Annotated in this window: 19 protein-coding genes; 4 read left to right on the top strand and 15 right to left on the bottom strand. The window is 52.7% G+C overall.

All coding sequences use genetic code 11. The features are described from left to right. The first annotated feature begins 75 nt into the window (after window positions 1-75). Window positions 76-993, top strand: a complete 918-nt coding sequence (locus Q3A88_RS03250) for a LysR family transcriptional regulator (RefSeq protein WP_317177400.1) — start codon at window positions 76-78, stop codon at window positions 991-993. 69 nt (window positions 994-1,062) lie between these two features. Here the strand turns inward: Q3A88_RS03250 and folA are convergent, their stop codons facing one another. From folA to Q3A88_RS03235, 3 genes are all read right to left on the bottom strand, one after another. Next, a complete protein-coding gene (gene folA, locus Q3A88_RS03245; RefSeq protein ID WP_010299774.1) occupies window positions 1,063-1,545 on the bottom strand; it encodes a type 3 dihydrofolate reductase in 483 nt (160 codons plus the stop codon). 98 nt (window positions 1,546-1,643) lie between these two features. Further along, window positions 1,644-2,114: a threonine/serine exporter gene (locus tag Q3A88_RS03240; protein WP_180785308.1), complete on the bottom strand. Its 471-nt coding sequence runs from the start codon at window positions 2,112-2,114 to the stop codon at window positions 1,644-1,646. Then, on the bottom strand, window positions 2,105-2,878 hold the full coding sequence (locus Q3A88_RS03235; RefSeq protein ID WP_317177452.1) for a threonine/serine exporter ThrE family protein: 774 nt from the start codon (window positions 2,876-2,878) through the stop codon (window positions 2,105-2,107). Before Q3A88_RS03235 ends, Q3A88_RS03240 begins: the two co-directional genes overlap by 10 nt. Before the next feature lie 220 nt (window positions 2,879-3,098). Here Q3A88_RS03235 and Q3A88_RS03230 point away from each other — a divergent pair, with 220 nt between their 5' ends. Beyond that, complete coding sequence (locus Q3A88_RS03230; RefSeq protein WP_014916698.1) at window positions 3,099-3,713, top strand: LysE family transporter; 615 nt, start codon at window positions 3,099-3,101, stop codon at window positions 3,711-3,713. 86 nt (window positions 3,714-3,799) lie between these two features. Here the strand turns inward: Q3A88_RS03230 and carB are convergent, their stop codons facing one another. The 8 genes from carB to ribF form a co-directional block, all read right to left on the bottom strand. After that, window positions 3,800-7,024 (bottom strand): carbamoyl-phosphate synthase large subunit, encoded by a 3,225-nt coding sequence (gene carB / locus Q3A88_RS03225; protein ID WP_014916699.1) that lies wholly within the window; start codon window positions 7,022-7,024, stop codon window positions 3,800-3,802. A 14-nt stretch (window positions 7,025-7,038) separates the two neighbouring features. Continuing rightward, entirely contained in the window at window positions 7,039-8,187 is a 1,149-nt protein-coding gene (carA, locus tag Q3A88_RS03220; RefSeq protein ID WP_410522754.1) for a glutamine-hydrolyzing carbamoyl-phosphate synthase small subunit, read from the bottom strand. Window positions 8,188-8,632: 445 nt separating this feature from the next. Then, complete coding sequence (gene dapB, locus Q3A88_RS03215; RefSeq protein WP_014916701.1) at window positions 8,633-9,454, bottom strand: 4-hydroxy-tetrahydrodipicolinate reductase; 822 nt, start codon at window positions 9,452-9,454, stop codon at window positions 8,633-8,635. Between the two features lie 466 nt (window positions 9,455-9,920). Then, a complete protein-coding gene (gene ispH, locus Q3A88_RS03210; RefSeq protein ID WP_014916702.1) occupies window positions 9,921-10,871 on the bottom strand; it encodes a 4-hydroxy-3-methylbut-2-enyl diphosphate reductase in 951 nt (316 codons plus the stop codon). Continuing rightward, window positions 10,852-11,325 (bottom strand): FKBP-type peptidyl-prolyl cis-trans isomerase, encoded by a 474-nt coding sequence (fkpB, locus tag Q3A88_RS03205; RefSeq protein WP_014916703.1) that lies wholly within the window; start codon window positions 11,323-11,325, stop codon window positions 10,852-10,854. Before fkpB ends, ispH begins: the two co-directional genes overlap by 20 nt. Continuing rightward, window positions 11,325-11,840, bottom strand: coding sequence for a signal peptidase II (gene lspA / locus Q3A88_RS03200; RefSeq protein WP_094371036.1), 516 nt, complete (start codon window positions 11,838-11,840; stop codon window positions 11,325-11,327). The genes fkpB and lspA overlap by 1 nt, the downstream gene beginning before the upstream one ends. Then, on the bottom strand, window positions 11,837-14,650 hold the full coding sequence (ileS, locus tag Q3A88_RS03195; RefSeq protein WP_233991023.1) for an isoleucine--tRNA ligase: 2,814 nt from the start codon (window positions 14,648-14,650) through the stop codon (window positions 11,837-11,839). The genes lspA and ileS overlap by 4 nt, the downstream gene beginning before the upstream one ends. Window positions 14,651-14,681: 31 nt before the next feature. Next, window positions 14,682-15,623 (bottom strand): bifunctional riboflavin kinase/FAD synthetase, encoded by a 942-nt coding sequence (ribF, locus tag Q3A88_RS03190; protein ID WP_014916705.1) that lies wholly within the window; start codon window positions 15,621-15,623, stop codon window positions 14,682-14,684. Between the two features lie 425 nt (window positions 15,624-16,048). Between ribF and rpsT the strand changes: the two genes are divergently transcribed. Beyond that, complete coding sequence (gene rpsT, locus Q3A88_RS03185) at window positions 16,049-16,312, top strand: 30S ribosomal protein S20 (protein ID WP_010681770.1); 264 nt, start codon at window positions 16,049-16,051, stop codon at window positions 16,310-16,312. A gap of 37 nt (window positions 16,313-16,349) precedes the next feature. Here rpsT and nhaR read toward each other — a convergent pair whose 3' ends face one another. The 4 genes from nhaR to dnaK form a co-directional block, all read right to left on the bottom strand. Further along, window positions 16,350-17,264, bottom strand: a complete 915-nt coding sequence (nhaR, locus tag Q3A88_RS03180; protein WP_052903064.1) for a transcriptional activator NhaR — start codon at window positions 17,262-17,264, stop codon at window positions 16,350-16,352. Window positions 17,265-17,296: 32 nt separating this feature from the next. Beyond that, window positions 17,297-18,493: a Na+/H+ antiporter NhaA gene (nhaA, locus tag Q3A88_RS03175; protein ID WP_317177398.1), complete on the bottom strand. Its 1,197-nt coding sequence runs from the start codon at window positions 18,491-18,493 to the stop codon at window positions 17,297-17,299. A gap of 281 nt (window positions 18,494-18,774) precedes the next feature. Beyond that, window positions 18,775-19,911: a molecular chaperone DnaJ gene (gene dnaJ / locus Q3A88_RS03170; RefSeq protein WP_317177397.1), complete on the bottom strand. Its 1,137-nt coding sequence runs from the start codon at window positions 19,909-19,911 to the stop codon at window positions 18,775-18,777. 108 nt (window positions 19,912-20,019) lie between these two features. Beyond that, entirely contained in the window at window positions 20,020-21,927 is a 1,908-nt protein-coding gene (gene dnaK, locus Q3A88_RS03165) for a molecular chaperone DnaK (RefSeq protein WP_014916708.1), read from the bottom strand. Window positions 21,928-22,410: 483 nt separating this feature from the next. On the opposite strand from dnaK, the gene satP reads away from it, so the two are divergent. Next, window positions 22,411-22,986, top strand: coding sequence for an acetate uptake transporter (satP, locus tag Q3A88_RS03160; RefSeq protein WP_104212736.1), 576 nt, complete (start codon window positions 22,411-22,413; stop codon window positions 22,984-22,986). The last annotated feature ends 30 nt before the right edge of the window (window positions 22,987-23,016 follow it).

Below are 23,016 nucleotides of genomic sequence, written 5' to 3'. Positions count from 1 at the left end.
AATTGGGATGTTCCAATACTCCATCATCCATTAAACTGATGGAAATTCGTAATTCATACGGAAGACATTCACAGAATGGATGATTTACGTCGTATCGATATGAATCTGCTGCTAACGCTTCATGCGCTGTTGACGGAAAAACACGTCACGCGGGCGGCACTGCGTCTGCACCGCAGCCAGCCTGCCGTCAGCCATTCACTAGCACAGCTTCGCCAGATTTTTAACGATCCGCTGTTAGTCCGGCGTGAAGTCGGTCTGACGCTGACGACCCGTGCACAGGCGCTACTCGGCCCGCTGGAACTCGCGCTTGATCAACTAAATGGCCTCATACAGGCTCCACAGTTCGATCCGCGCCATAGCACGCGACATTTCCGTTTGGCGCTTTCTGATTACGGTACGAATGCCGTTTTGCCAACGCTCATGCGGCATCTACGCGTGCAGGCTCCCGGCGTTTCGCTGGCCGTCAGTCATGCCGGCCGTGAAATGATGCTGGCACAGTTGATTGATGGAGAAATCGATTTAGGCCTCGGCGTATTTCCTGAACGCCCGTCTGAAGTACACGCCGAGCTTCTCTTTGAAGAACAGTTTGCCTGTCTGGCCGACCGCGCCACGCTGCCGGAAAACGGTACGCTATCGTTTGAGGCATGGCTGGAACGCCCACATGTTCTGGTCACCATGCATCCCGATTCAGCCAATGAAGTGGACAGCGCGCTTGCTGCAAGCGGCCTGTCACGCAATGTCGTGCTTACGCTGCCCCACTGGCACGCCGCCATCAATCTCATTGCCGGTACTGACCTGATTTTAACTGCCGCACGGCGCAGCATGGCCCACATCACTACGCCAGATTTGCACATTTTTTCGCCTCCGTTCGCGATACCTAATTTTGCCTTCCAGCAGGTGTGGCATACGCGACGCGAGAGCGATCCTGCGCATCGCTGGCTGAGACACGCCATTTGGGAAAGCTGTCAGGCGGGGGAAGTAAACATCGGGTAAGAAAACGAAAAAACCCGCAACAAGGCGGGTCTAGCGAGTCATCGACAGAACGTTATCGCAGGAAGGCGCTTAGCGGCGTTCCAGAATTTCGAAGCAGTAACTGTGTGAGTTACGCTCGTCAGCATCATGGAATTCGCTGAAAACAGACTGCCACTCATCCGGCTCATAGTCAGGGAAATGCGTGTCGCCTTCCACTTCGGCATCAATGTGCGTCAGATAGAGGCGATTAGCCTGCGCCAGCATTTGTTGATAGATACTGCCGCCGCCAATCACCATCACTTCCTCGACATCGCCCGCCGCCGCCAGCGCAGCGTCCAGCGAAGAGACCCAGGTCACACGATCGTCATCACCGGGATGATTGCTGACGACAATGTTCAGTCGGCCGGGCAGCGGCTGACCGATAGAACGGAAAGTATTACGCCCCATAATAATCGGCTTATTAAGCGTATTACGCTTAAACCATGCCAGATCGGCTGGCAAATGCCACGGCATCGCGTTTTCCATACCAATCACGCGATCCACTGCCAGTGCAGCAATCAAACTAATAACCATGGTGAAAAAACCCTGTAGGTCAGAAAATTGCTGACACTATACGGAAAGCCCTTTCGCTCGTCGATATAGATACAAGACCGAAACGTAATATAAGAGTTTTATACTCCCGGCCGTTTACGGTAGAGCCAGATCCCCGGTAAAGACAGGCCGATAGAGAGCGCGCCGACGATAAAACTGGCCTTCAGGAAATTAGTCATCATGACGCTCATCAGCGCTTCGCTGTAGCCAAGATGCGAAATCTCCACCACCGAAATCATCGCGGTATAGGCAGAAATACCGGGAAACATCGGGATCACCGCCGCTACGGTAAAGACTTTCGGATGCGCCAGCAGCCAGCGTGACCAGCGAATACCGATGATGCCGATCAGAATCGCCGCCAGAAACGACGCCCACTCGATATTCATGCCGAAATGTATCGCCAGAAACCGTACGCCATGCCCAGCACCGCCCAGCAGCGCGCAGTAAGGCAGCACTTTCAGCGGCACATTGAAGACCATCGCAAATCCCAACGCAGGGACCGCCGCCAGCACCATATCCTGCAAGAGTGCCCACAGTAAACTTAAGCCCATCCGCGTAACCCCCACAGCGACATCGCCATCACCACACCAATACAGGTTGCCAGCGTCAGTAAACTCGCGACCGTCCAACGTGCCAAACCGGTATTCACGTGCCCTTTAAACATATCCGCCACGGCGTTAATCAACGGAAAGCCGGGAACCAGCAGCAGCACGCTCGCCGCCATCGCGACCGTTGAGGTTTGTTCAAAAGCAGGCAAACGCATCAACAGCCCTGATGCCGACGTCGCGACAAATGCTGTAATGCAGAAGTTGATCAACGGATTCAGGTGTCGCGCCGTAAAGACCTGTCGGACGTACATCGCCAGACCGCTGGCAATCAGCGTGACGATAAACGCATCCCACCCGCCGCCGTTCAAACGGCTGAAGCAGCCGCAGGAGAGCGCCACAACGGAAACCATCAGCCAGCGCGGATAGCGCAGCGGTTTGATATTTCCCAGACGTTTTTCCACCCCTGCCACATCCAGCAGCTTATGCTCGGCCATGATGACCGCATGCTGAACCTCAATGACGACGTGCATATTAATGCCGCGATCCACATTCTTCCGCGTCGACGTCAGGCAATGCCCTTGCATGATGGTGGTCAGCACAATCGAATTTGCTGAGATGGAGCTTTCAACGCTATCAGCGCCGAGTGCCATACCTAGCCGTGACGACAACTGCTCTACGACCATACTTTCCGCACCATGCTGTAACAGCAACAGCGCACACTGGATGCACAATCGGGTTATTTCCCGCTGCAGTGGTGCTTCCCCCATCTGTTTTTCGGCACTACATTGTTTTTCACTACTGAATGGTTCACAGTTCTCACGTTCACTGACCATGTTGTTATCTCAACCCGCCCCTGAAATTAACCACAAAAAATTAAAGGACAATTGTTAACATATCGCCGCCGAATAACCAATAAGTGTGATGCGAATTCATTATTCTGGCGCTATCATTTCAGACGTTCTCACTATTTCACTCATCTGGATGACCATGTTAGAAACATCACTGTTTGTCGCGACCATCGCCACGCTGGGGATGCTCTCTCCCGGCCCCGACTTTTTCCTCGTTATCAGGAATGCGGCGCGCTATCCGCGTGCTGCTGCAATGATGACCGCCTTTGGCGTCATCTGCGGCGTAGCAACTCACATGGCGTACTGCGTCGCCGGGCTAGCCGTCGTCATCACCACCACGCCTTGGCTGTTTAATGTACTGAAATATGCGGGTGCCGCCTATCTGATCTGGATCGGTATTCAAGCGCTATTCGCGCGCGGCGGAAGCAAAATGGACGTATCAAACCTGACACAGCAAAGCGTCAGCCTGAAAAAAGCGTTCCTGCAAGGCTATCTCTGCAACCTGCTGAATCCGAAAGCCACACTCTTCTTTCTGGCAATGTTTACTCAGGTTCTGAACATTCACTCAGGCCTCGGTGAAAAACTGTGGTACGCCATGATTATCTGGCTGCTTTCTCTCGTCTGGTGGCCGCTGTTGGTGGTACTTTTCCAAAGCGAACCGGTACGCCGTGGATTGGCTAAAGTGCAGAAATTGGTCGATAAGCTGCTGGGAACGGTGTTGATCGCGTTAGGTATCAAAGTCGCGCTAGGCTAACACTCAAAACGCGCCCATGAAAAAAGCCAGCGCTGTTACCAACGCTGGCTTTTATTATCCGCTTACTGCCTACCGAAGTCGGTCAATCAGCCTTTAATCATCGCATGCATTTCCTGCACGGAAGTCACCTTCTCCGTCGGATCTGCCGTCAACGACATGGCCGTAGCGAAACCGCCGTTCAGCGTCGTGTCGTAGTGCACCTTGTACTGCAGCGCGCTGCGGCGAATCAGCTTGGAATCTTCAATCGCCTGACGCCCTGCGGTGGTGTTGACGATGTAAGTGTACTCGCCGTTCTTGATGCGGTCCTGAATATGCGGACGACCTTCATGCACCTTGTTCACCAGACGCGGGTTAATACCCGCTTCGCCCAGCTCAATCGCCGTGCCGTGCGTCGCATCCAGCTCAAAGCCGTACTTCAACAGCTTGGCAGCCAGATCCACCACGCGAGCTTTGTCACCTTCACGCACTGACAGCAACGCACGTCCGGTTTTCTTCATGTGCGAGTTACTGCCCAGCATCGCTTTAGCAAACGCTTCAGCAAACGTGCGGCCCACGCCCATCACTTCACCGGTTGAACGCATTTCTGGCCCCAGAATCGGGTCAACGCCAGGGAATTTGTTGAACGGCAGCACCACTTCTTTTACGGAGTAGTACGGCGGGATAATTTCTTTTGTGACGCCCTGCTCAGCCAGCGTTTTGCCTGCCATCACGCGTGCCGCTACTTTCGCCAACGGAACGCCCGTCGCTTTCGAGACAAACGGTACGGTACGCGCCGCACGTGGGTTCACTTCAATCAGATAAACTTCGTTATCCTTCACCGCAAACTGCACGTTCATCAGGCCGCGAACGCAGAGTTCAAACGCCAGTTTCTCAACCTGCTGACGCATCACGTCCTGAATCTCTTTGCTCAGCGTATAAGCCGGCAGTGAACAAGCCGAGTCACCGGAGTGAACGCCCGCCTGCTCGATGTGCTCCATAATGCCGCCAATCAGCACACGCTCGCCGTCACAAATCGCATCAACGTCGACTTCGATGGCATCGTCAAGGAAGCGGTCTAACAGCACCGGCGCATCGTTGGACACGCTAACCGCGTTTTGGAAGTAGCGACGCAGGTCGATTTCGTCGTACACGATTTCCATCGCGCGGCCGCCCAGAACATAAGAAGGACGGACAACCAGCGGGTAGCCGATGCCACGCGCTTTTTCTACCGCCTGCTCAATGGTCGCGACCGTAGCGTTAGCCGGTTGCTTCAGCCCCAGACGATTCACAGCCTGTTGGAAGCGCTCGCGGTCTTCTGCACGGTCAATCGCGTCCGGGCTGGTGCCAATCACTGGCACACCCGCTGCTTCCAGCGCACGCGCCAGTTTCAGCGGCGTCTGGCCACCGTACTGCACGATAACGCCTTTTGGCTTCTCGATGCGGACAATTTCCAGCACGTCTTCAAACGTTACCGGCTCGAAGTACAGACGGTCGGACGTATCGTAGTCTGTTGAAACGGTTTCCGGGTTACAGTTGACCATGATGGTTTCATAACCATCTTCACGCAGCGCCAGTGAAGCGTGGACGCAGCAGTAGTCAAATTCGATCCCTTGACCAATACGGTTCGGCCCACCGCCCAGTACCATGATTTTGTCACGATCCTGAGTCGGGTTGGCTTCACACTCTTCTTCGTACGTGGAGTACATGTACGCTGTATCGGTCGCAAATTCTGCCGCACAGGTATCGACGCGTTTATAGACGGGATGCAGGTCGAACTTATCGCGCAGCTTGCGAATTTCGCTTTCCGCCACACCAGCCAGTTTCGCCAGACGCGCATCAGCAAAGCCTTTACGCTTCAGCGTACGCAGGAATTCGGCATCCAGCGCGGTTGCACCTTTTTCAGCGACCTGCTCTTCCAGACGCACCAGCTCTTCAATCTGCACCAGGAACCAGCGGTCAACGTTGGTCAGGTTAAACACGCCATCGACAGACATCCCCGCGCGGAAGGCATCGGCGATGTACCAGATACGCTCGGCACCGGCATCTTTCAGCTCGCGGCGAATTTTGGTCAGCGCTTCAGGGTCATCTAAATCCACTTTCGGATCGAAGCCCGTTGCGCCCACTTCCAGGCCACGCAGCGCTTTCTGCAAGGATTCCTGCTGCGTGCGACCAATCGCCATCACTTCACCCACAGATTTCATCTGCGTGGTCAGACGGTCGTTGGCACCCGCGAATTTCTCGAAGTTAAAACGTGGAATCTTAGTGACAACGTAGTCGATAGCAGGCTCGAAGGACGCTGGCGTACGGCCACCAGTGATGTCATTCATCAGCTCATCGAGCGTGTAACCTACAGCCAACTTGGCCGCGATTTTTGCAATCGGGAAGCCCGTCGCTTTAGAGGCCAGCGCGGAAGAACGTGATACACGCGGGTTCATTTCGATAACAATCAGACGGCCGGTTTTCGGGTTTACCGAGAACTGAACGTTAGAACCGCCCGTTTCTACGCCGATTTCACGCAGTACCGCCATCGAGGCGTTACGCATGATTTGATACTCTTTATCCGTCAGCGTTTGTGCCGGTGCAACGGTGATGGAGTCTCCGGTGTGGATCCCCATGGCATCGAAGTTTTCGATGGAGCAGACGATGATGCAGTTGTCGTTCTTATCACGCACCACTTCCATCTCATACTCTTTCCAACCGATCAGCGATTCATCGATCAGCAGCTCTTTGGTTGGAGACAGATCCAGACCGCGCTCACAGATCTCTTCGAACTCTTCACGGTTGTAAGCGATACCGCCACCGGTACCGCCCATCGTAAAGGAAGGACGGATGATGCACGGGAAGCCGACGTCAGCCGCAACCGCCAGCGCTTCTTCCATATTGTGTGCAATACCGGAACGCGCGGTATCCAGACCGATCTTCTTCATTGCTACGTCGAAGCGGCGGCGATCTTCTGCTTTATCAATCGCATCCGCCGTTGCACCAATCATGGTAACGCCGAATTCGGCCAGCACGCCCTGACGTTCCAGCTCCAGCGCACAGTTCAGCGCAGTCTGGCCACCCATCGTTGGCAGCACCGCATCTGGACGCTCTTTTTCAATGATCTTGCGCACCACTTCCCAGTGAATCGGCTCGATGTAGGTCGCATCGGCCATTTCCGGGTCGGTCATGATGGTTGCCGGGTTGGAGTTCACCAGAATAACGCGGTAACCCTCTTCACGCAGCGCTTTACACGCCTGTGCACCCGAGTAGTCGAACTCACACGCCTGGCCGATAACAATCGGGCCTGCGCCCAGAATCAGGATGCTTTTAATATCTGTACGTTTTGGCATTTTCTCGCTCCTGATTATTTAGCTGAAGAACGGTAAGTCTGAATCAAGTCAATAAAGTGGTCGAACAGCGGCGCGGCATCGTGCGGGCCTGGACTCGCTTCCGGGTGACCCTGGAAGCTGAACGCGGGCTTATCCGTGCGGTGAATCCCCTGAACCGTATGGTCAAACAGGGATTTATGCGTGACGCGCAGCGTGGCAGGCAGATTATTTTCATCAACCGCAAAGCCGTGGTTCTGCGCGGTAATCATCACACAGTTGTTATCCAGATCTTTGACCGGATGGTTGCCACCGTGGTGACCCAGCTTCATTTTGATGGTCTTGGCACCGCTCGCCAGTGCCAGCAGTTGGTGACCCAGACAGATACCGAATACCGGAATATCCGTTTCCAGGAAGGTTTTGATCGCGCGAATCGCGTAGTCGCACGGTTCCGGGTCGCCCGGGCCGTTAGAGAGGAAAATACCGTCTGGATTCAGCTTCAGCACCTCTTCGGCAGGTGTCTGCGCCGGAACAACCGTCAGGCGGCAGCCGCGATCCACCAGCATACGCAGAATGTTGCGTTTCACACCGTAGTCATAAGCCACAACGTGGTAAGGCAGTTCGCTTTCGTTTTTCGCCGCAGGCAATTCGCCTTCCAGCGTCCAGCTTCCCTGTAGCCAGCTGTAGCTTTCTGCCGTCGTCACTTCTTTTGCCAGATCCATGCCCTTCAGCCCCGGGAAGGCTTTCGCTTTCTCCAGCGCGACGGCAGCATCCGGCGCATCGCCCGCGATGATGCAGCCATTCTGTGCGCCTTTCTCACGCAGCAGACGGGTCAGTTTACGGGTATCGATATCAGCAATGGCGACGATGTTGTTGCGTTTGAGGTATTCAGACAGGCTTTCTTCACTACGGTAGTTGCTGGCAATCAGAGGTAAATCGCGAATAACCAGACCTTGAGCCTGTACAGAGGGGGATTCTTCATCGTTGGCATTGGCGCCGACATTACCGATATGGGGATAAGTGAGAGTGACAATCTGGCGGGAATAGGAAGGATCAGTAAGGATTTCTTGATAACCGGTCATCGACGTATTGAAGACCACTTCCCCCACTGCCGACCCTTCTGCCCCAATGACCCGACCGTGGAATTGGGTTCCGTCTTCCAGAACCAATAGCGCTGACTTAATCAAAACACCCTCCAAGGAATAAACAATCACGTTATTTGCATATTAATTCAGATTTGAGTCACTAAATCAATGCAAAAACTACCTGTAAGGCCAATTTTTGGCAAATTGGGCGCATTTTAATGATGGTCTTCCTGATTGTCTACCCAAACCGCTTTTTTTCTCTTATTTTTATGCTTTACGAAATAAATAGTGACCCACTGACGTAAAAAACGCTATCAACTTAGATAAGTAAACGGTTGCGAGACAACATCGTTAAAATAAGGATAACAAATCGCCAGTAAAGGGGACTTCGGTAGTCACAAGGAAGAATTACTGCTAAAAAATAGAATAAAAAACAGATAAAAAGAAACAATAAGATAAAATTTACCTTAAACAGGTAAAAGCAAAGGTGATTATAAAAATAACCACCATTATCAGTTAGATATGATATTTATATAAAAATTAAATACTATAAATCATCCAGAGAAAGCACATCTCTCATATCAAAAAGGCCACTTTCTTTCGAGCTAATCCAGATAGCGGCTCTTACTGCACCATTAGCAAATGTCATACGGCTGGATGCCTTGTGGGTAATCTCAACGCGCTCGCCAATGTCAGCAAACATCGCCGTATGTTCACCGACAATGTCACCCGCACGCACAGTCGCAAAACCAATGCTTTTCGGATCGCGTTCACCCGTATAGCCTTCACGGGCGTACACGGCACAGGACTTCAGATCGCGTCCCAACGCATCGGCAATCGCTTCGCCCATCGCCAGCGCGGTACCCGATGGCGCATCCACTTTGTGACGATGGTGTGCTTCAATGATTTCGATATCAGTATAGTCGCCCATGACCTTGGCGGCTTTTTCCAGCAGCTTCAGCATGACATTGACGCCGACGCTGAAGTTCGCTGCAAACACAATCCCAATATCCTGTGCAGCCTGCTTAATCGCCGCTTTCCCTGCGTCATCAAAGCCAGTTGTCCCAATAATCATGCCTTTACGGTGCTGACGGCAAAATGCCAGATGCGCTAAGGTGCCTTCCGGACGGGTGAAGTCGATCAAAATATCGAAATCATTCTGCACGGCATCCAGATTTTCATTCACGGTAATACCGCTTTTACCCAGCCCAGCGAGTTCGCCGGCATCGCTTCCTATCAGAGACGAACCAGAACGCTCCAGCGCCGCGCCCAATACCACGCCGTCCATTTGCTCGATAGCCTGAATCAGCTGGCGTCCCATACGGCCGCCCGCACCTACAACCGCAATACGGATGGATGAATCCTTCATAATGTCTCTCTCTTTTTGATCCTGACGACATAAAAATAACATCAGGTTAACGGGCGCTGCGCACTATCGCCAGCGGATTTACCGCCAGATTAGAAAATACTGTTTGAAGTCGCAGAAAATCAGCAAAACTGTCTAACCACACACAGCAAAATGGCGCATCAGAGCGATGAAAAGCCGCAAGGTATTTGAAGATAAGCAAAAGTGGTCAAAATTAAACCACATAGCATAACGCATAAAAATTCATTTTTATGCATTAACATTTTCATGAGTGAATAACAGAGAAGAGATATACCCTAAATAATTCGAGTTTCAGGAAGGCGGCAAGCGAAGGAATCCCGATGAGCTTACTCAAGTAAGTGATTCGGGTGAGTGAGCGTAGCCAACGCACATGCAACTTGAAGTATGACGGGTATAAAATGGAAGGGGATAAAAGCGGTAAGGCCTAAGCCCTACCGCAGAAACAGCATTAATCTATCTGTTTGACTTCAACACGCAGTTCTTTCGGCACTTCAAAGACGATGTTTTCTTCACGTCCCTGCATTTCAACCGCCACCTTGCCGCCTAATTCTTTCAGGCGCTGGATCACCTGTTGTACCAGAATATCCGGTGCCGATGCGCCTGCGGTTACCCCAACATGCGAAGCGCCCGCTAGCCATGACTCCTGGATATCTTCTGCTGAATCAATCAGATAAGCCGCTTTCCCCGCGCGCTGTGCTAATTCAGCAAGGCGATTGGAGTTTGAGGAGTTTTTAGAGCCGACGACAAAAACGACATCCGCCTTATCCGACAAGTGGCGAACGGCTTCCTGACGATTGGTCGTGGCATAGCAGATGTCATCTTTACGCGGGCCGACGATCTGCGGGAAACGCTCACGCAATGCATCAATCACCGCATAGGTATCATCAACAGAAAGAGTAGTTTGCGTCATAAAACACAGATTGCTTTCGTCTTTTACCTGTAGCTGCCAGACATCCTCAGGGGATTCCACCAGATACATGCCGCCGTCCGCATTGCTGTACTGCCCCATCGTTCCTTCAACTTCAGGGTGCCCGGCATGCCCGATAAGAATCGCTTCTACGCCTTTCTTACTGGCTCTGGCCACTTCCATATGCACCTTGGTTACCAGCGGACAGGTCGCATCGAATACCGTCAGATCGCGGTTTTTGGCTTCATTACGTACCGCTTGCGAAACGCCATGTGCCGAGAAAATCAGAATCGCACCGTCCGGCACGTCTTCAATCTGCTCAATAAAAATCGCACCACGTTCGCGTAATCCGTTAACCACATAGCGGTTATGTACCACTTCATGACGGACGTAGATCGGCGTACCAAAAAGCTCCAGCGCACGTTCCACAATGCTGATAGCCCGATCGACACCGGCACAAAAGCCGCGCGGATTAGCCAGCAGGATCTGCATGTGTCACCTCCTGTTGTACGGGATCGATATCCAGCACTTCAAGATCGAAGGTTATCGCCTGGCCGGACAGAGGATGGTTGAAATCCACGGTGACAGACTCTTCGGTCACATCACGGATAATCCCCGGCATATCATTTCCGGCAACGCCGCTGAACAGCATGATGGTGCCGACTTCCGGCACGCCGGTCTGGGCGAAATCACGACGCAGGAAGAACTGGATCAGGTTCGGATTGGTCGGCCCAAAGGCCGACTCCGGCGGTAACGTAAACTTGCGTTTATCGCCTCGCATCAATCCCAACAGGTTCTGTTCCAACGCGTCAGACAGGCTACCGTCGCCAAGGCGAAACAGCGCTGGTTTGCCGCGCTCACGCGTGGATTCGGCCGTAGAGCCATCCTCCAGCGTCAGAATAAAATGCACCAGCAGCGCGCTGTTATGCTGAACACTCTCGGACATCAGTGACCCTTTTGCTTAACGGTATCAGTATCATCATGCGTACTGAAAAAACCTTCCAGTACGATGAGTGCCGCACCAATACAGATAGCGGTATCGGCAAGGTTAAACGTGGCGAAATGCCAATCACCGACATAGAAGTCGATGAAATCGACAACAAATCCGTGCCATGTCCGGTCGAACAGATTGCCCAGTGCACCGCCGATAATCAGCGAATACGCAATGTTATTGAGCCGCTGTTTGACGCTGCCACGGTACATCATCACCAGCAGTGCAACCACGATAGCAATCGCGATGCCAGCAAAGAACCAGCGTTGCCAACCGCCTTTATCCGCCAGGAAGCTGAATGCTGCGCCGTAGTTACGGGCGTAATGCAGATTCAGAGAAGGCATCACTGGCACCGTATCTCCCAGCGCAAAGTGGGCAAGGATCCACTGCTTGCTGCCAAGATCGACAATTAAAACCAGTATCGCCAGCCAGAGCCAGCGCAGTCCACTCGAACAGATCTTATTCATCAGACAAATTTACGCTCTTCGCCGTTACCGCCCACGTTAGTCGCACAGCGACCACAAACTTCAGGATGCTCGGCATTGCTACCGATATCCGTCTCGTAATGCCAGCAGCGTGGACACTTGTGCCCTTCTGCCTCACTTAAGGCAATTTTCAGTCCGGTGAGTTCCGTTGCCTGCGCGTTATCCGGCGCATTTTCATAACGTTCCACCTGCGCTTTTGACGTCAACAGCGCAAAGTGCAGTTCCTGACGCAGCTGATTCAACTTGCCCGCCAGATTGGCATCGGCGTACAGCGTAACGGAGGCCTCCAGCGAGCCACCGATACGTTTGTCATTACGCGCCTGCTCAATGACTTTGTTCACTTCGCTACGCACTTTCAGAACATCCGTCCAGAACGCATCGTTCATGGTTTCCGCGCTATCCAGCGCGAACAGACCGTCATACCACTCTTCGGTAAAGACGTACTGCGCACGCTCACCCGGCAGGTAGTTCCAGATCTCATCCGCGGTGAAGGACATAATCGGTGCCATCCAGCGTACCAGCGCTTCTGAGATATGGTACAGCGCAGTCTGGCAGCTACGGCGTGCCACGCTGTCGCCTTTTGCCGTGTACTGACGATCTTTAATGATATCCAGATAGAACGATCCCATCTCGATCGAGCAGAACTGCATTAGACGCTGTACGACACGGTGGAAATCATAGCTTTCGTACGCTTCGAGGATCTCTTCCTGCGCGGCTTTTGCACAGCCAACCGCCCAGCGATCCAGCACAACCATGTCTTCTGGTTTCACTATATGCTGCTGTGGATCAAACCCATTCAGGTTCGCCAACAGGAAACGCGCGGTGTTACGGATACGGCGGTAGGCATCGGCGGAACGCTTCAGAATCTCATCGGATACGGCGATTTCACCGGAGTAATCCGTTGAACCGATCCACAGACGCAGAATGTCGGCACCGAGTTTGTTCATTACGTCCTGCGGGCTGACGGTATTTCCGATCGATTTGGACATCTTGCGGCCCTGACCATCAACGGTGAAACCGTGGGTCAGTACCTGACGGTAAGGCGCTTTGCCTTTGATCGCCGTAGAGATCATCAGGGAAGACATGAACCAGCCACGATGCTGGTCGGAACCTTCCAGATACATATCAGCCGCATGACCACCGAATTCAGGGCGTACATCCACGACAGACGCGTGCGTTGATCCAGAATCGAACCACACGTCCAGCGTGTCCGGCACTTTGACGTAGTTATCCGCGTCTGCGCCCAGCACATCGGCCGGATCGAGATCCCACCATGCCTGAATGCCATCGGCTTCAACACGTTTCGCTACCGCTTCAATCAGCTCAGCCGTACGCGGATGCAGCTCTTCCGTCTCTTTGTGGACGAACAGCGACATCGGCACGCCCCAGGTACGCTGACGGGAGATACACCAGTCAGGACGGTTGGCGACCATCGCTTCGATACGCGCCTGGCCCCAATCCGGGATCCACTGCACGCCTTTGATTTCAGACAGAGACTGCTTACGCAGGCCTTTCTGATCCATGCTGACAAACCATTGTGGCGTGGCACGGAAAATGATCGGCGACTTATGACGCCAGCAGCACGGGTAGCTGTGTTGTAATTTCTCTACGTGCAGCAACATGCCTTTTTCACGCAGGATTTCAACGATCAGGTCGTTGGCTTTGAAAACGAATTTGCCATCCAGTTCAGGATAGGTGCCGCTCAGGTAGCAACCGTTCGGCCCCACCGGGTTGGCGATTTCCAGATTGTATTTCTGGCTGATCACATAGTCGTCAGGACCGTGACCACCGGCGGTATGCACCGCACCGGTACCCGCGTCCAGCGTTACATGGTCGCCCAGAATGGCCGGTACGTCGAAGCCGAGGAACGGATGTTTGAAACGCAGCAGCTCAAGATCAGCGCCTTTACAGTCGCCCAGAACGATCCACTGCGTCACGCCGACGCGTTTCATCACGCTTTCAACCAGATCGGCCGCCAGAATCAGCGCCTGACCGTCAATCTGCACCAGCTGATAATCGAATTCCGCATTCAGTGAGATCGCACGGTTTGCTGGCAGCGTCCACGGCGTGGTCGTCCAGATCACCAGCGAAACAGGGCCATCTACGCTACTCACGCCAAATTTGGCTAATACCGCGGCCACATCGCTGGCGTTGAACGCGACATCAATGGATGGAGAGGTTTTGTCGTAATACTCAACTTCCGCTTCCGCCAGCGCGGAACCACAGTCGGCACACCAGTGAACCGGCTTAGCACCCTTGTGCAGGTGGCCGTTTTCAATGATGCGGCCCAGCGCACGGATGATGTTCGCTTCGGTTTTGAAATCCATCGTCAGGTAAGGACGATCCCAGTCGCCCAGCACGCCGAGACGAATAAAGTCGGCTTTCTGACCGGCAACCTGCTCTGCCGCATATTTACGGCACTCCGCACGGAATTCTGCGGCGCTGACTTTCTCACCCGGCTTACCGATCAGCTGTTCTACTTTCAGCTCAATCGGCAGACCGTGGCAGTCCCAGCCCGGCACGTAAGGGGAATCGTAGCCAGACAGACCTTTTGATTTAACAATAATATCTTTCAGAATCTTGTTAACTGAGTGACCAATGTGAATGCTGCCGTTCGCGTACGGAGGGCCATCGTGCAGAATGAAGGTCTTCTTTCCCTTCTTCGCATTGCGAATAATCCCGTACAGATCCTGCTCATACCAACGTTTCAGCATGTCAGGTTCGCGCTTGGCCAGATCGCCACGCATCGGGAACCCTGTTTCCGGCAAGTTCAGGGTAGTCTTATAGTCACTCATTAGATTCTCGATTTCGTTTCGGCTAGAAAAATTAAACCGGTGTCTTTAACCCGAAGAACGTCCGGGCTGTCACCACATCATCGGCGATTTGCTGTTTTAACGCATCGAGCGAAGCAAAACGCTGTTCATTACGGATCTTTTTACGCAGTACGACTTCAATATGACGACCATAGAGGTTCATCGTCACGTCCAGCAAATGCACTTCAAGCTGCTGGCGTTTGTCACCGTTTACGGTCGGACGCGTGCCAATATTGGCAACGCCCGGTAGCGGTTCTTGCCCCAGCCCATAAACGCTGACGGCATACACGCCGCTGACGGGGGAAACCTGACGTTTCAGCGGCAGGTTGGCGGTAGGGAACCCAATGGTTCGCCCCAATGCTTTGCCATGTTCCACACGCCCGGAAATGCTGTAAGGGTGGCCCAACAGACTTTCTGCCAGCTCAAGTTCATCACGACTGAGCGCTTCACGTACGGCAGTGCTGCTAACCCGTTTGCCGCCATTACAGAACGAATCGGTGCTGATGACATCAAATCCCGACTCACGTCCAGCCTTCTGTAATAACAGGAAATCTCCCTGACGACCAGCCCCGAAGCGGAAGTCATCTCCCACCACCAGAAACTTCACGCCCAATTTTTTCACCAGCAGGGAAGAAACGAACGTCTCAGCATCGTTGGCGGCAAAACGTGCGTCGAATCTGACGCACAGCAGATAATCCACGCCGGCCTGCGCCAGATATTTCACCTTGTCACGCAGACGCGTCAGGCGAGCGGGCGCTTTTTCCGCAGCGAAGAGTTCCAGCGGCTGTGGTTCAAAAATCATGACCATCACCGGCAGCCCACGAGCGCGACCTTCCTGCTTTAGTCGTTCAAGCAGCATTTGGTGTCCGAGGTGCACGCCGTCAAAATTACCAATAGTGAGCACACAGCCGTAATGGTGTGCCCGAAGATTGTGTATACCGCGAATTAGCTGCATGGCTGGCCCAGAACAAAGGGTTAATATTATGGAAATCGGCGGATTATACCTTGTACAGCGAGTAAGGTTAACCCGCGATTCGCGCCTTTTGCAGCCACCTTGTAAATCGTGCCAGTATTTGCACGTTTTTTAGCTGAATCATCGATGGATGACGCCTATACGCAGAATATCCAGACGGCGGACGGCACATGCAATCCGACTTTACCGATGACAGACAGGGCTTTATCAAATTCAGGATGAATTTATGATGCGAAAAGCTGTATTCCACCGCGTGAAGCTGCTAAAATCCTGCGCCATCACAACGTAACAAGTGTCGACGTACAAACGACGCTTATTTGCACAAATCCATTGACAAACGAAGGCTAAACGAGCATATTCCACGGCCTTTGAATTGTCCTCGATTGAATATATTTGGGAGTTGGACCTTGGCTAATATCAAATCAGCTAAGAAACGCGCCGTACAATCTGAGAAGCGCCGTAAGCATAACGCAAGCCGTCGCTCAATGATGCGTACTTTCATCAAGAAAGTATACGCGGCGATCGCTACTGGCGATAAAGAAGCGGCACAGAAAGCATTTAATGACATGCAACCGATCGTGGATCGTCAGGCTGGTAAAGGCCTGATCCACAAGAACAAAGCTGCACGTCATAAATCCAATCTGGTTGCGCGCATCAACGCCATGCAATAATCACGCATCTGCGTGTTGTTGCTAAGAAAAAACCGGCCTAGGCCGGTTTTTTTGTGTCTGTGGTATCACAGAAGAGCGCTGAAAAATCCGCGTTACAGACGCGCTGCACCGCCGGATGTTGGATCATTCTGGCCGCAAAAATCGCATAATACTCATCCTGAATGTTCTCAATCCTACCGATCTCGACGATATCGCCCTGCTGGTAGATTTCATTGGCATACAGCGACGGTGCAACGAAAATCGCGTCGTTATTAATGCCGAACGCGGTCATCAGCGCCGCATCATCAAATTCGCCCAAAATAGTCGTCTGAATATTCTGCGCCGTAAACCAGTTCAGTAATTTCCGTCCCAGCATGGTTCGCCGCCCGGGAATCAGCAGCTTACGTTGTTCAAGGCTGGCGGGAAAAGGCTGCTCAGGCTGCGGACGTTTACAATAAAAACTCACACCACATTCGCCCAGCTTGATTGAAAACAGCCCTTCCTGCTGCGTCGAATCAACCGGACAATCTGACAGAATCATATCCAGCTTATGCTGGCTCAACTGCTCCAGCAGCATTTCGTGCGTCGACTCAAAACAGCGTAAATGGATATGTTCCTGTTCCGTTACGACCGTTTCCAGCACCCTGCTCACCAGCCGTTTGGACAGCGCATCAGCCACGCCGACATCGAATAACAGGTTCGATTCTTTGCGGTAGTTCACAATATCCAACATTTCCTGGCTAAGCTGGAACATGCTATCCGCATAGCGAAAAACAAGCTGTCCCAGCTCTGTCGGTTCCAACCCGCGCCCCTTACGTTTGAAGAGCTTGCCCTGTAAACGCTCTTCCAGGCACTTGATTTGCCCGGTAATGGTCTGCGGCGTTAAGAACAGCGTCTCTGCCGCACCCGCAACGGATCCCGACTTATAAACCTGCCAGAAATAATAGAGATGATTAAAATTCAAATGAGACACACCTGCCCCCTCTTGACGCCTCCGGCATAGTATCAACCCTTACACGGTTGCATCACCTTGTCCAGCGTAGGCAACACGACGCGTAGTGCCAGATAGCCAAGCAGCGCAGCCAGCCCCGATGCCAACAGAATTCCCAGCTTGGCATAGGTAATCAACTCCGCATCGCCGCCAGAGAAGGCCAGCAGCGTAATGAATATCGACATGGTAAAACCGATGCCGCACAGCATTGACACCGCCACGATCTGGCTAAAGTGAACACCAGCCGGCAGACGCGCGTAGCCCAGTCGGATGGTTAGCCAACTGAACAAGGTAATGCCCAGCGGTTTACCAATCAGCAACCCGGCTGCAATGCCAAGGCTCAAAGGAGAAAACAGTTTTTCCAGCACAATCCCCTGCAATACAATGCCTGCGTTAGCGAAGGCAAACAGCGGGATAATCAGAAACGCGACCCACGTTTGTAAGCCATGCTCCAACGTGATTGCCGGAGAATGCTGCCCGTCGGACGTGCGTAAAGGAATAAAGAATCCGACAATCACTCCCGCCAGCGTCGCATGAACCCCACATTTCAGAATGCAAACCCACAAGACGGCACCCACCAGCAAATAGGTGGAGGTTTTACCAACCTTCTGCATGTTCATATAGGCCAGCGCTATAATCGCCAACGCCGCACCGCCCAGCGCAGGCCAGAAGATCTGCTGCGTATAAAAAAGGGCAATGATCAGGATCGCCCCCAGATCGTCAATGATCGCCAGCGCCAGCAGGAAGACTTTCAGCCCCGCGGGAACTCGTTTGCCCAATAGCGTCAGCACACCAATGGCAAACGCGATATCTGTCGCAGCGGGAATCGCCCAGCCAGCACGCGTCACTTCATCATTCGCGTTGAAAAGCAGAAAGAGCAAGGCTGGAAACATCATTCCGCCTACCGCAGCCGCCAGTGGCAGCATCGCCTGCTGGCGGCTGGCTAACGAGCCTTCGATAAGCTCGCGTTTCACTTCCAGACCAATCAGCAGGAAGAAAATTGCCATCAGGCCATCGTTAATCCACAGCAGCAGGTTCTTATTGATTTCGAGTGCGCCAAACCGCATTTCCACTGGCATCATTAGAAATTGCTGATAGCCAGCGGCGGTAACAGACCAATTGGCAAACGTGAGTGCCAATACTGTCGCCATCATTAACATCACACCAGCCGCCGCATCCAACTGAATAAAACGGCGAATCATTGTTATCATTGACTTAATCTCCCATGAGGCTCGAGCGTTAATAGCGTACGCTTGCTTTCTTGCCGGCAAGATTACGCAATCTAACCACTCGTTAAAAGCAGATTAAAGCTGGCTTAATCATCGTAAAAAACGATCTATTGAATTGAGGCTATCTGGAGGAAGGAATAAAAAACGTTGGGAGCGTTTTTCAACGTTGCACAGCAACGGCCGCAGTGACGGACGGATGTCTGTCATAAAAAAACCGGCAGGTTTACCCCACCGGTTTCTTATCACGCGTTAACGACAAGCCATTAACGGGTTAAATCATCGAAAAATTTCTTCACGCCATCGAAAAAGTTTTTCGAGCGTGGGCTATTTCTCTCGCCAGACGGGCCACCGAAGCTCTCATCAAGCTCTTGCAGCAGTTGTCTTTGGCGCTCGTTCAGGTTAACCGGCGTTTCTACAACCACACGGCACAGCAGATCGCCCTGCGCACCGCCACGTACCGATTTCACGCCCTTGCCACGCATACGGAACAGTTTCCCGGTTTGCGTTTCCGCAGGCACTTTCAGCTTCACGCGGCCATCCAGCGTAGGAACTTCAATCTCGCCGCCTAATGCTGCCATCGCAAAATTGATCGGCACTTCGCAGTACAGATTGTTTTCTTCACGCTGGAAGATCGGGTGCGCTTTAACCTGTACCTGAACGTACAAATCACCTGACGGTGCACCGTGCTCGCCCGCTTCGCCTTCACCAGACAAACGGATACGATCGCCCGTGTCCACGCCCGCCGGAATTTTCACCGACAGCGTTTTGCTCTTCTCTACGCGGCCATGGCCGTGACATTTGCCGCATGGATCTTTAATGATCTTACCGCGACCATGACAATGCGGACACGCTTGCTGCACGGTAAAGAAGCCCTGACGCATCTGAACCTGACCGTTCCCATGACAGGTTGGACAGGTGATCGGGGAGCTACCCGGCTTCGCGCCGTTACCGTGGCACACATCACACTCTTCGAGTGCGGGAATACGGATCTCTTTGGTGACGCCACGTACCGCTTCTTCCAGCGTCAACTCCATGTTGTAGCGTAAATCGGATCCACGGCTCGCGCGCTGACGGCGACCGCCGCCAAAGATGTCTCCGAACACGTCGCCAAAAATATCACCAAAATCGGCACCGCCGCCGCCAAAGCCACCGCCGCCTCCGCCCATACCACCTTGCTCAAACGCCGCGTGACCGTACTGATCGTAGGCTGCGCGTTTTTGCGAATCGATAAGGATTTCGTAGGCTTCTTTGATCTCTTTGAACTTGGCTTCTGCCTCGCTATCACCAGGATTACGATCCGGGTGGTACTTCATCGCCAGACGCTTGTAGGCTTTCTTTATTTCGCGCTCATCTGCGTTTTTAGCAACGCCCAGGCTTTCGTAATAATCTTGCTTCGCCATTTCTTTTCCTGCCCCTCAACATGCGTGCACGGGCGCAGAGTTTCCTCGACGCCCGTGCTGATTGCCAGCAGTAGCCTTGTGGCTGCTACTGCGCCCGCTCAAGGGCGATTACTTTTTATCTTTGACTTCTTCAAACTCAGCATCAACGACATCGTCGTCGCGACGAGCAGAAGCATCATCAGCGGCACCTTCAGCACCTGGCTGTGGCTGAGACGCTTCCAGCAGCTTGCCGGAAACCTGAACCAGCGCCTGAATTTTCGCTTCGATGTCTGCTTTGTCTTCGCCTTTCAGCGCGCTTTCCAGCGCTTTCAGTGCATCGTCAATGGCAGTTTTATCATCAGCGGCCAGTTTGTCGCCCACTTCTTCCAGCTGCTTACGCGTGCTGTGCAGCAGGTGATCGCCTTGGTTACGCGCCTGAACCAGCTCTTCAAACTTACGGTCAGATTCCGCATTGGCTTCTGCGTCACGTACCATTTTCTGGATTTCTTCTTCGTTCAGACCAGAAGATGCCTTGATGGTGATTTTCTGCTCGCGACCGCTGTTTTTGTCTTTCGCGGAAACGTGCAGGATACCGTCAGCATCGATGTCAAAAGTGACTTCGATCTGTGGCATACCGCGCGGTGCAGCCTGAATACCATCCAGGTTAAACTGACCCAGAGATTTGTTATCGTGCGAACGCTTACGCTCACCCTGCAGAACATGAATCGTTACCGCAGACTGGTTGTCTTCCGCCGTCGAGAACACCTGACTGTGTTTAGTCGGGATCGTCGTGTTTTTGGCGATCAGCGGAGTCATCACGCCCCCCATCGTTTCGATACCCAGAGACAGTGGGGTTACGTCCAGCAGCAGAACGTCTTTCACGTCGCCCGACAAGACACCGCCCTGAACCGCAGCACCGATAGCAACCGCTTCGTCCGGGTTCACGTCTTTACGTGGCTCTTTACCGAAGAAGTCAGCAACTTTCTTCTGTACCAGAGGCATACGCGTCTGACCACCAACCAGAATCACGTCCTGAATTTCAGAAACGGACAGGCCAGCATCCTGCAACGCGACTTTCAGCGGCTCCAGAGAACGGTTCACCAGCTCTTCAACCAGTGATTCCAGTTTCGCACGCGTCACTTTGATGTTCAGGTGCTTAGGACCGGTCGCGTCTGCCGTGATGTACGGCAGGTTAACGTCGGTCTGCTGTGCAGAAGACAGCTCGATCTTGGCTTTTTCTGCCGCTTCTTTCAGACGCTGCATCGCCAGTGGATCGTTGCGCAGGTCGAAACCTTGCTCTTTCTTAAATTCGTCAACCAGATAGTTGATCAGACGGCTATCGAAGTCTTCACCACCCAGGTGGGTATCACCGTTGGTTGCCAGAACTTCAAAGGTTTTTTCGCCATCAACTTCGTCGATTTCGATGATGGAAATATCGAATGTACCGCCGCCCAGGTCGTAAACCGCGATAGTGCGGTTGCCAACTTCTTTATCCAGACCGTACGCCAGCGCTGCCGCCGTCGGTTCGTTGATGATACGTTTGACTTCCAGACCCGCGATACGGCCAGCGTCTTTGGTTGCCTGACGCTGCGCATCGTTGAAGTAAGCCGGTACGGTAATAACCGCTTCAGTGATCGTCTCACCCAGATAGTCTTCCGCCGTTTTCTTCATTTTTTTCAGCACTTCAGCTGAAATCTGCGGCGGAGCCATTTTCTGATCTTTCACTTCCAGCCATGCATCGCCATTATCTGCCGCGATAATTTTGTACGGCATGATGTTGGCATCGCGCTGAACTTCTTCGTCTTTGAAACGACGGCCAATCAGGCGCTTGATAGCAAACAGTGTATTTTTCGGGTTGGTCACTGCCTGACGTTTAGCCGGTTGGCCAACCAGAGTTTCACCGTCTTGCGTATAAGCAATGATTGAAGGCGTGGTGCGATCGCCTTCGCTATTTTCCAGTACTTTTACCTGAGTACCGTCAATAATCGCGACACAAGAGTTGGTTGTACCCAGGTCGATACCAATAATCTTACCCATCTAAACATCTCCACTAAAAAGTCATATTCGGTATGGTGGTTAAACCTACTGTGCGGGCGAAATGTCGTTTTTCAACAAGATTTCTCGTTTTTCCAACGACACCCCCTCGTTTTCATCAGCAGCACACGTTTCATTTTCATGCTAACCACCGATGTAACGACCCGACACACGCCTTTGCGGCAGGTCAAACTGTTTCGGTTGGAAATAAGATGGGGCCAACATTTCTATCATCAAGGGGGGAAGATGAAAAAAAATGACCTTTATCCCTCGTACGATCAAACTATTCTGCCTTCCCCATGTTGTGTCCGTTCCAAACGCCCGATATGATGCCGCGCCCGCCGCAGAAATGGGGACATTTCCCTACATAATGGCGGGCAATAACACCTAAACGACACCTATCCCAACGTGATTGGCGCACTCGCTAACCTTAATGCCGCGCCCGACGCGAAGGGACTATTAATAATCTGTTATTGCAGAGGATTTATGAGCACGAACACGTTGGCAAATCCTGGTCCATTAGGACTGATGGGCTTCGGGATGACCACTATTCTGTTGAACCTGCACAACGCAGGCTTTTTCCCACTTTCTTCCATCATTCTCAGCATGGGTATTTTCTACGGCGGTATTGCCCAGATTCTGGCTGGCCTGCTGGAATATAAAAAAGGGAATACGTTTGGCGTGACTGCATTTACGTCTTATGGCGCATTCTGGCTGACGCTGGTTGCCATTCTCGTACTGCCAAAAATGGGTCTGGCGGAAGCCAGCGACGCTCAGTTCCTTGGCGTGTTCCTTGGTCTGTGGGGCGTCTTCACGCTGTTTATGTTCTTCGGCACCTTCGGTACTAACCGCGCCCTACAATTTGTCTTCGGCAGCCTGACCGTGCTGTTTGCACTGCTGGCCGTAGGCAACTTTACCGGCAACCACGCCCTGCTGGCCTTCGCGGGTTACGAAGGCATCATCTGTGGCGCTAGCGCGATTTATCTGGCAATGGCTGAAGTGCTGAACGAGAAGTTTGGCCGCACCGTCCTGCCAATTGGTGCTCGTGGCGCGTCTCACTAAGTTCTGACGCCATATCCGTACCAACGCAAT

It is taken from the genome of Pectobacterium sp. HCp5_1 (assembly GCF_032905925.1).
Lineage (GTDB): Bacteria > Pseudomonadota > Gammaproteobacteria > Enterobacterales > Enterobacteriaceae > Pectobacterium > Pectobacterium brasiliense_A.
This window is presented reverse-complemented; position numbering and strand designations above follow the sequence as displayed.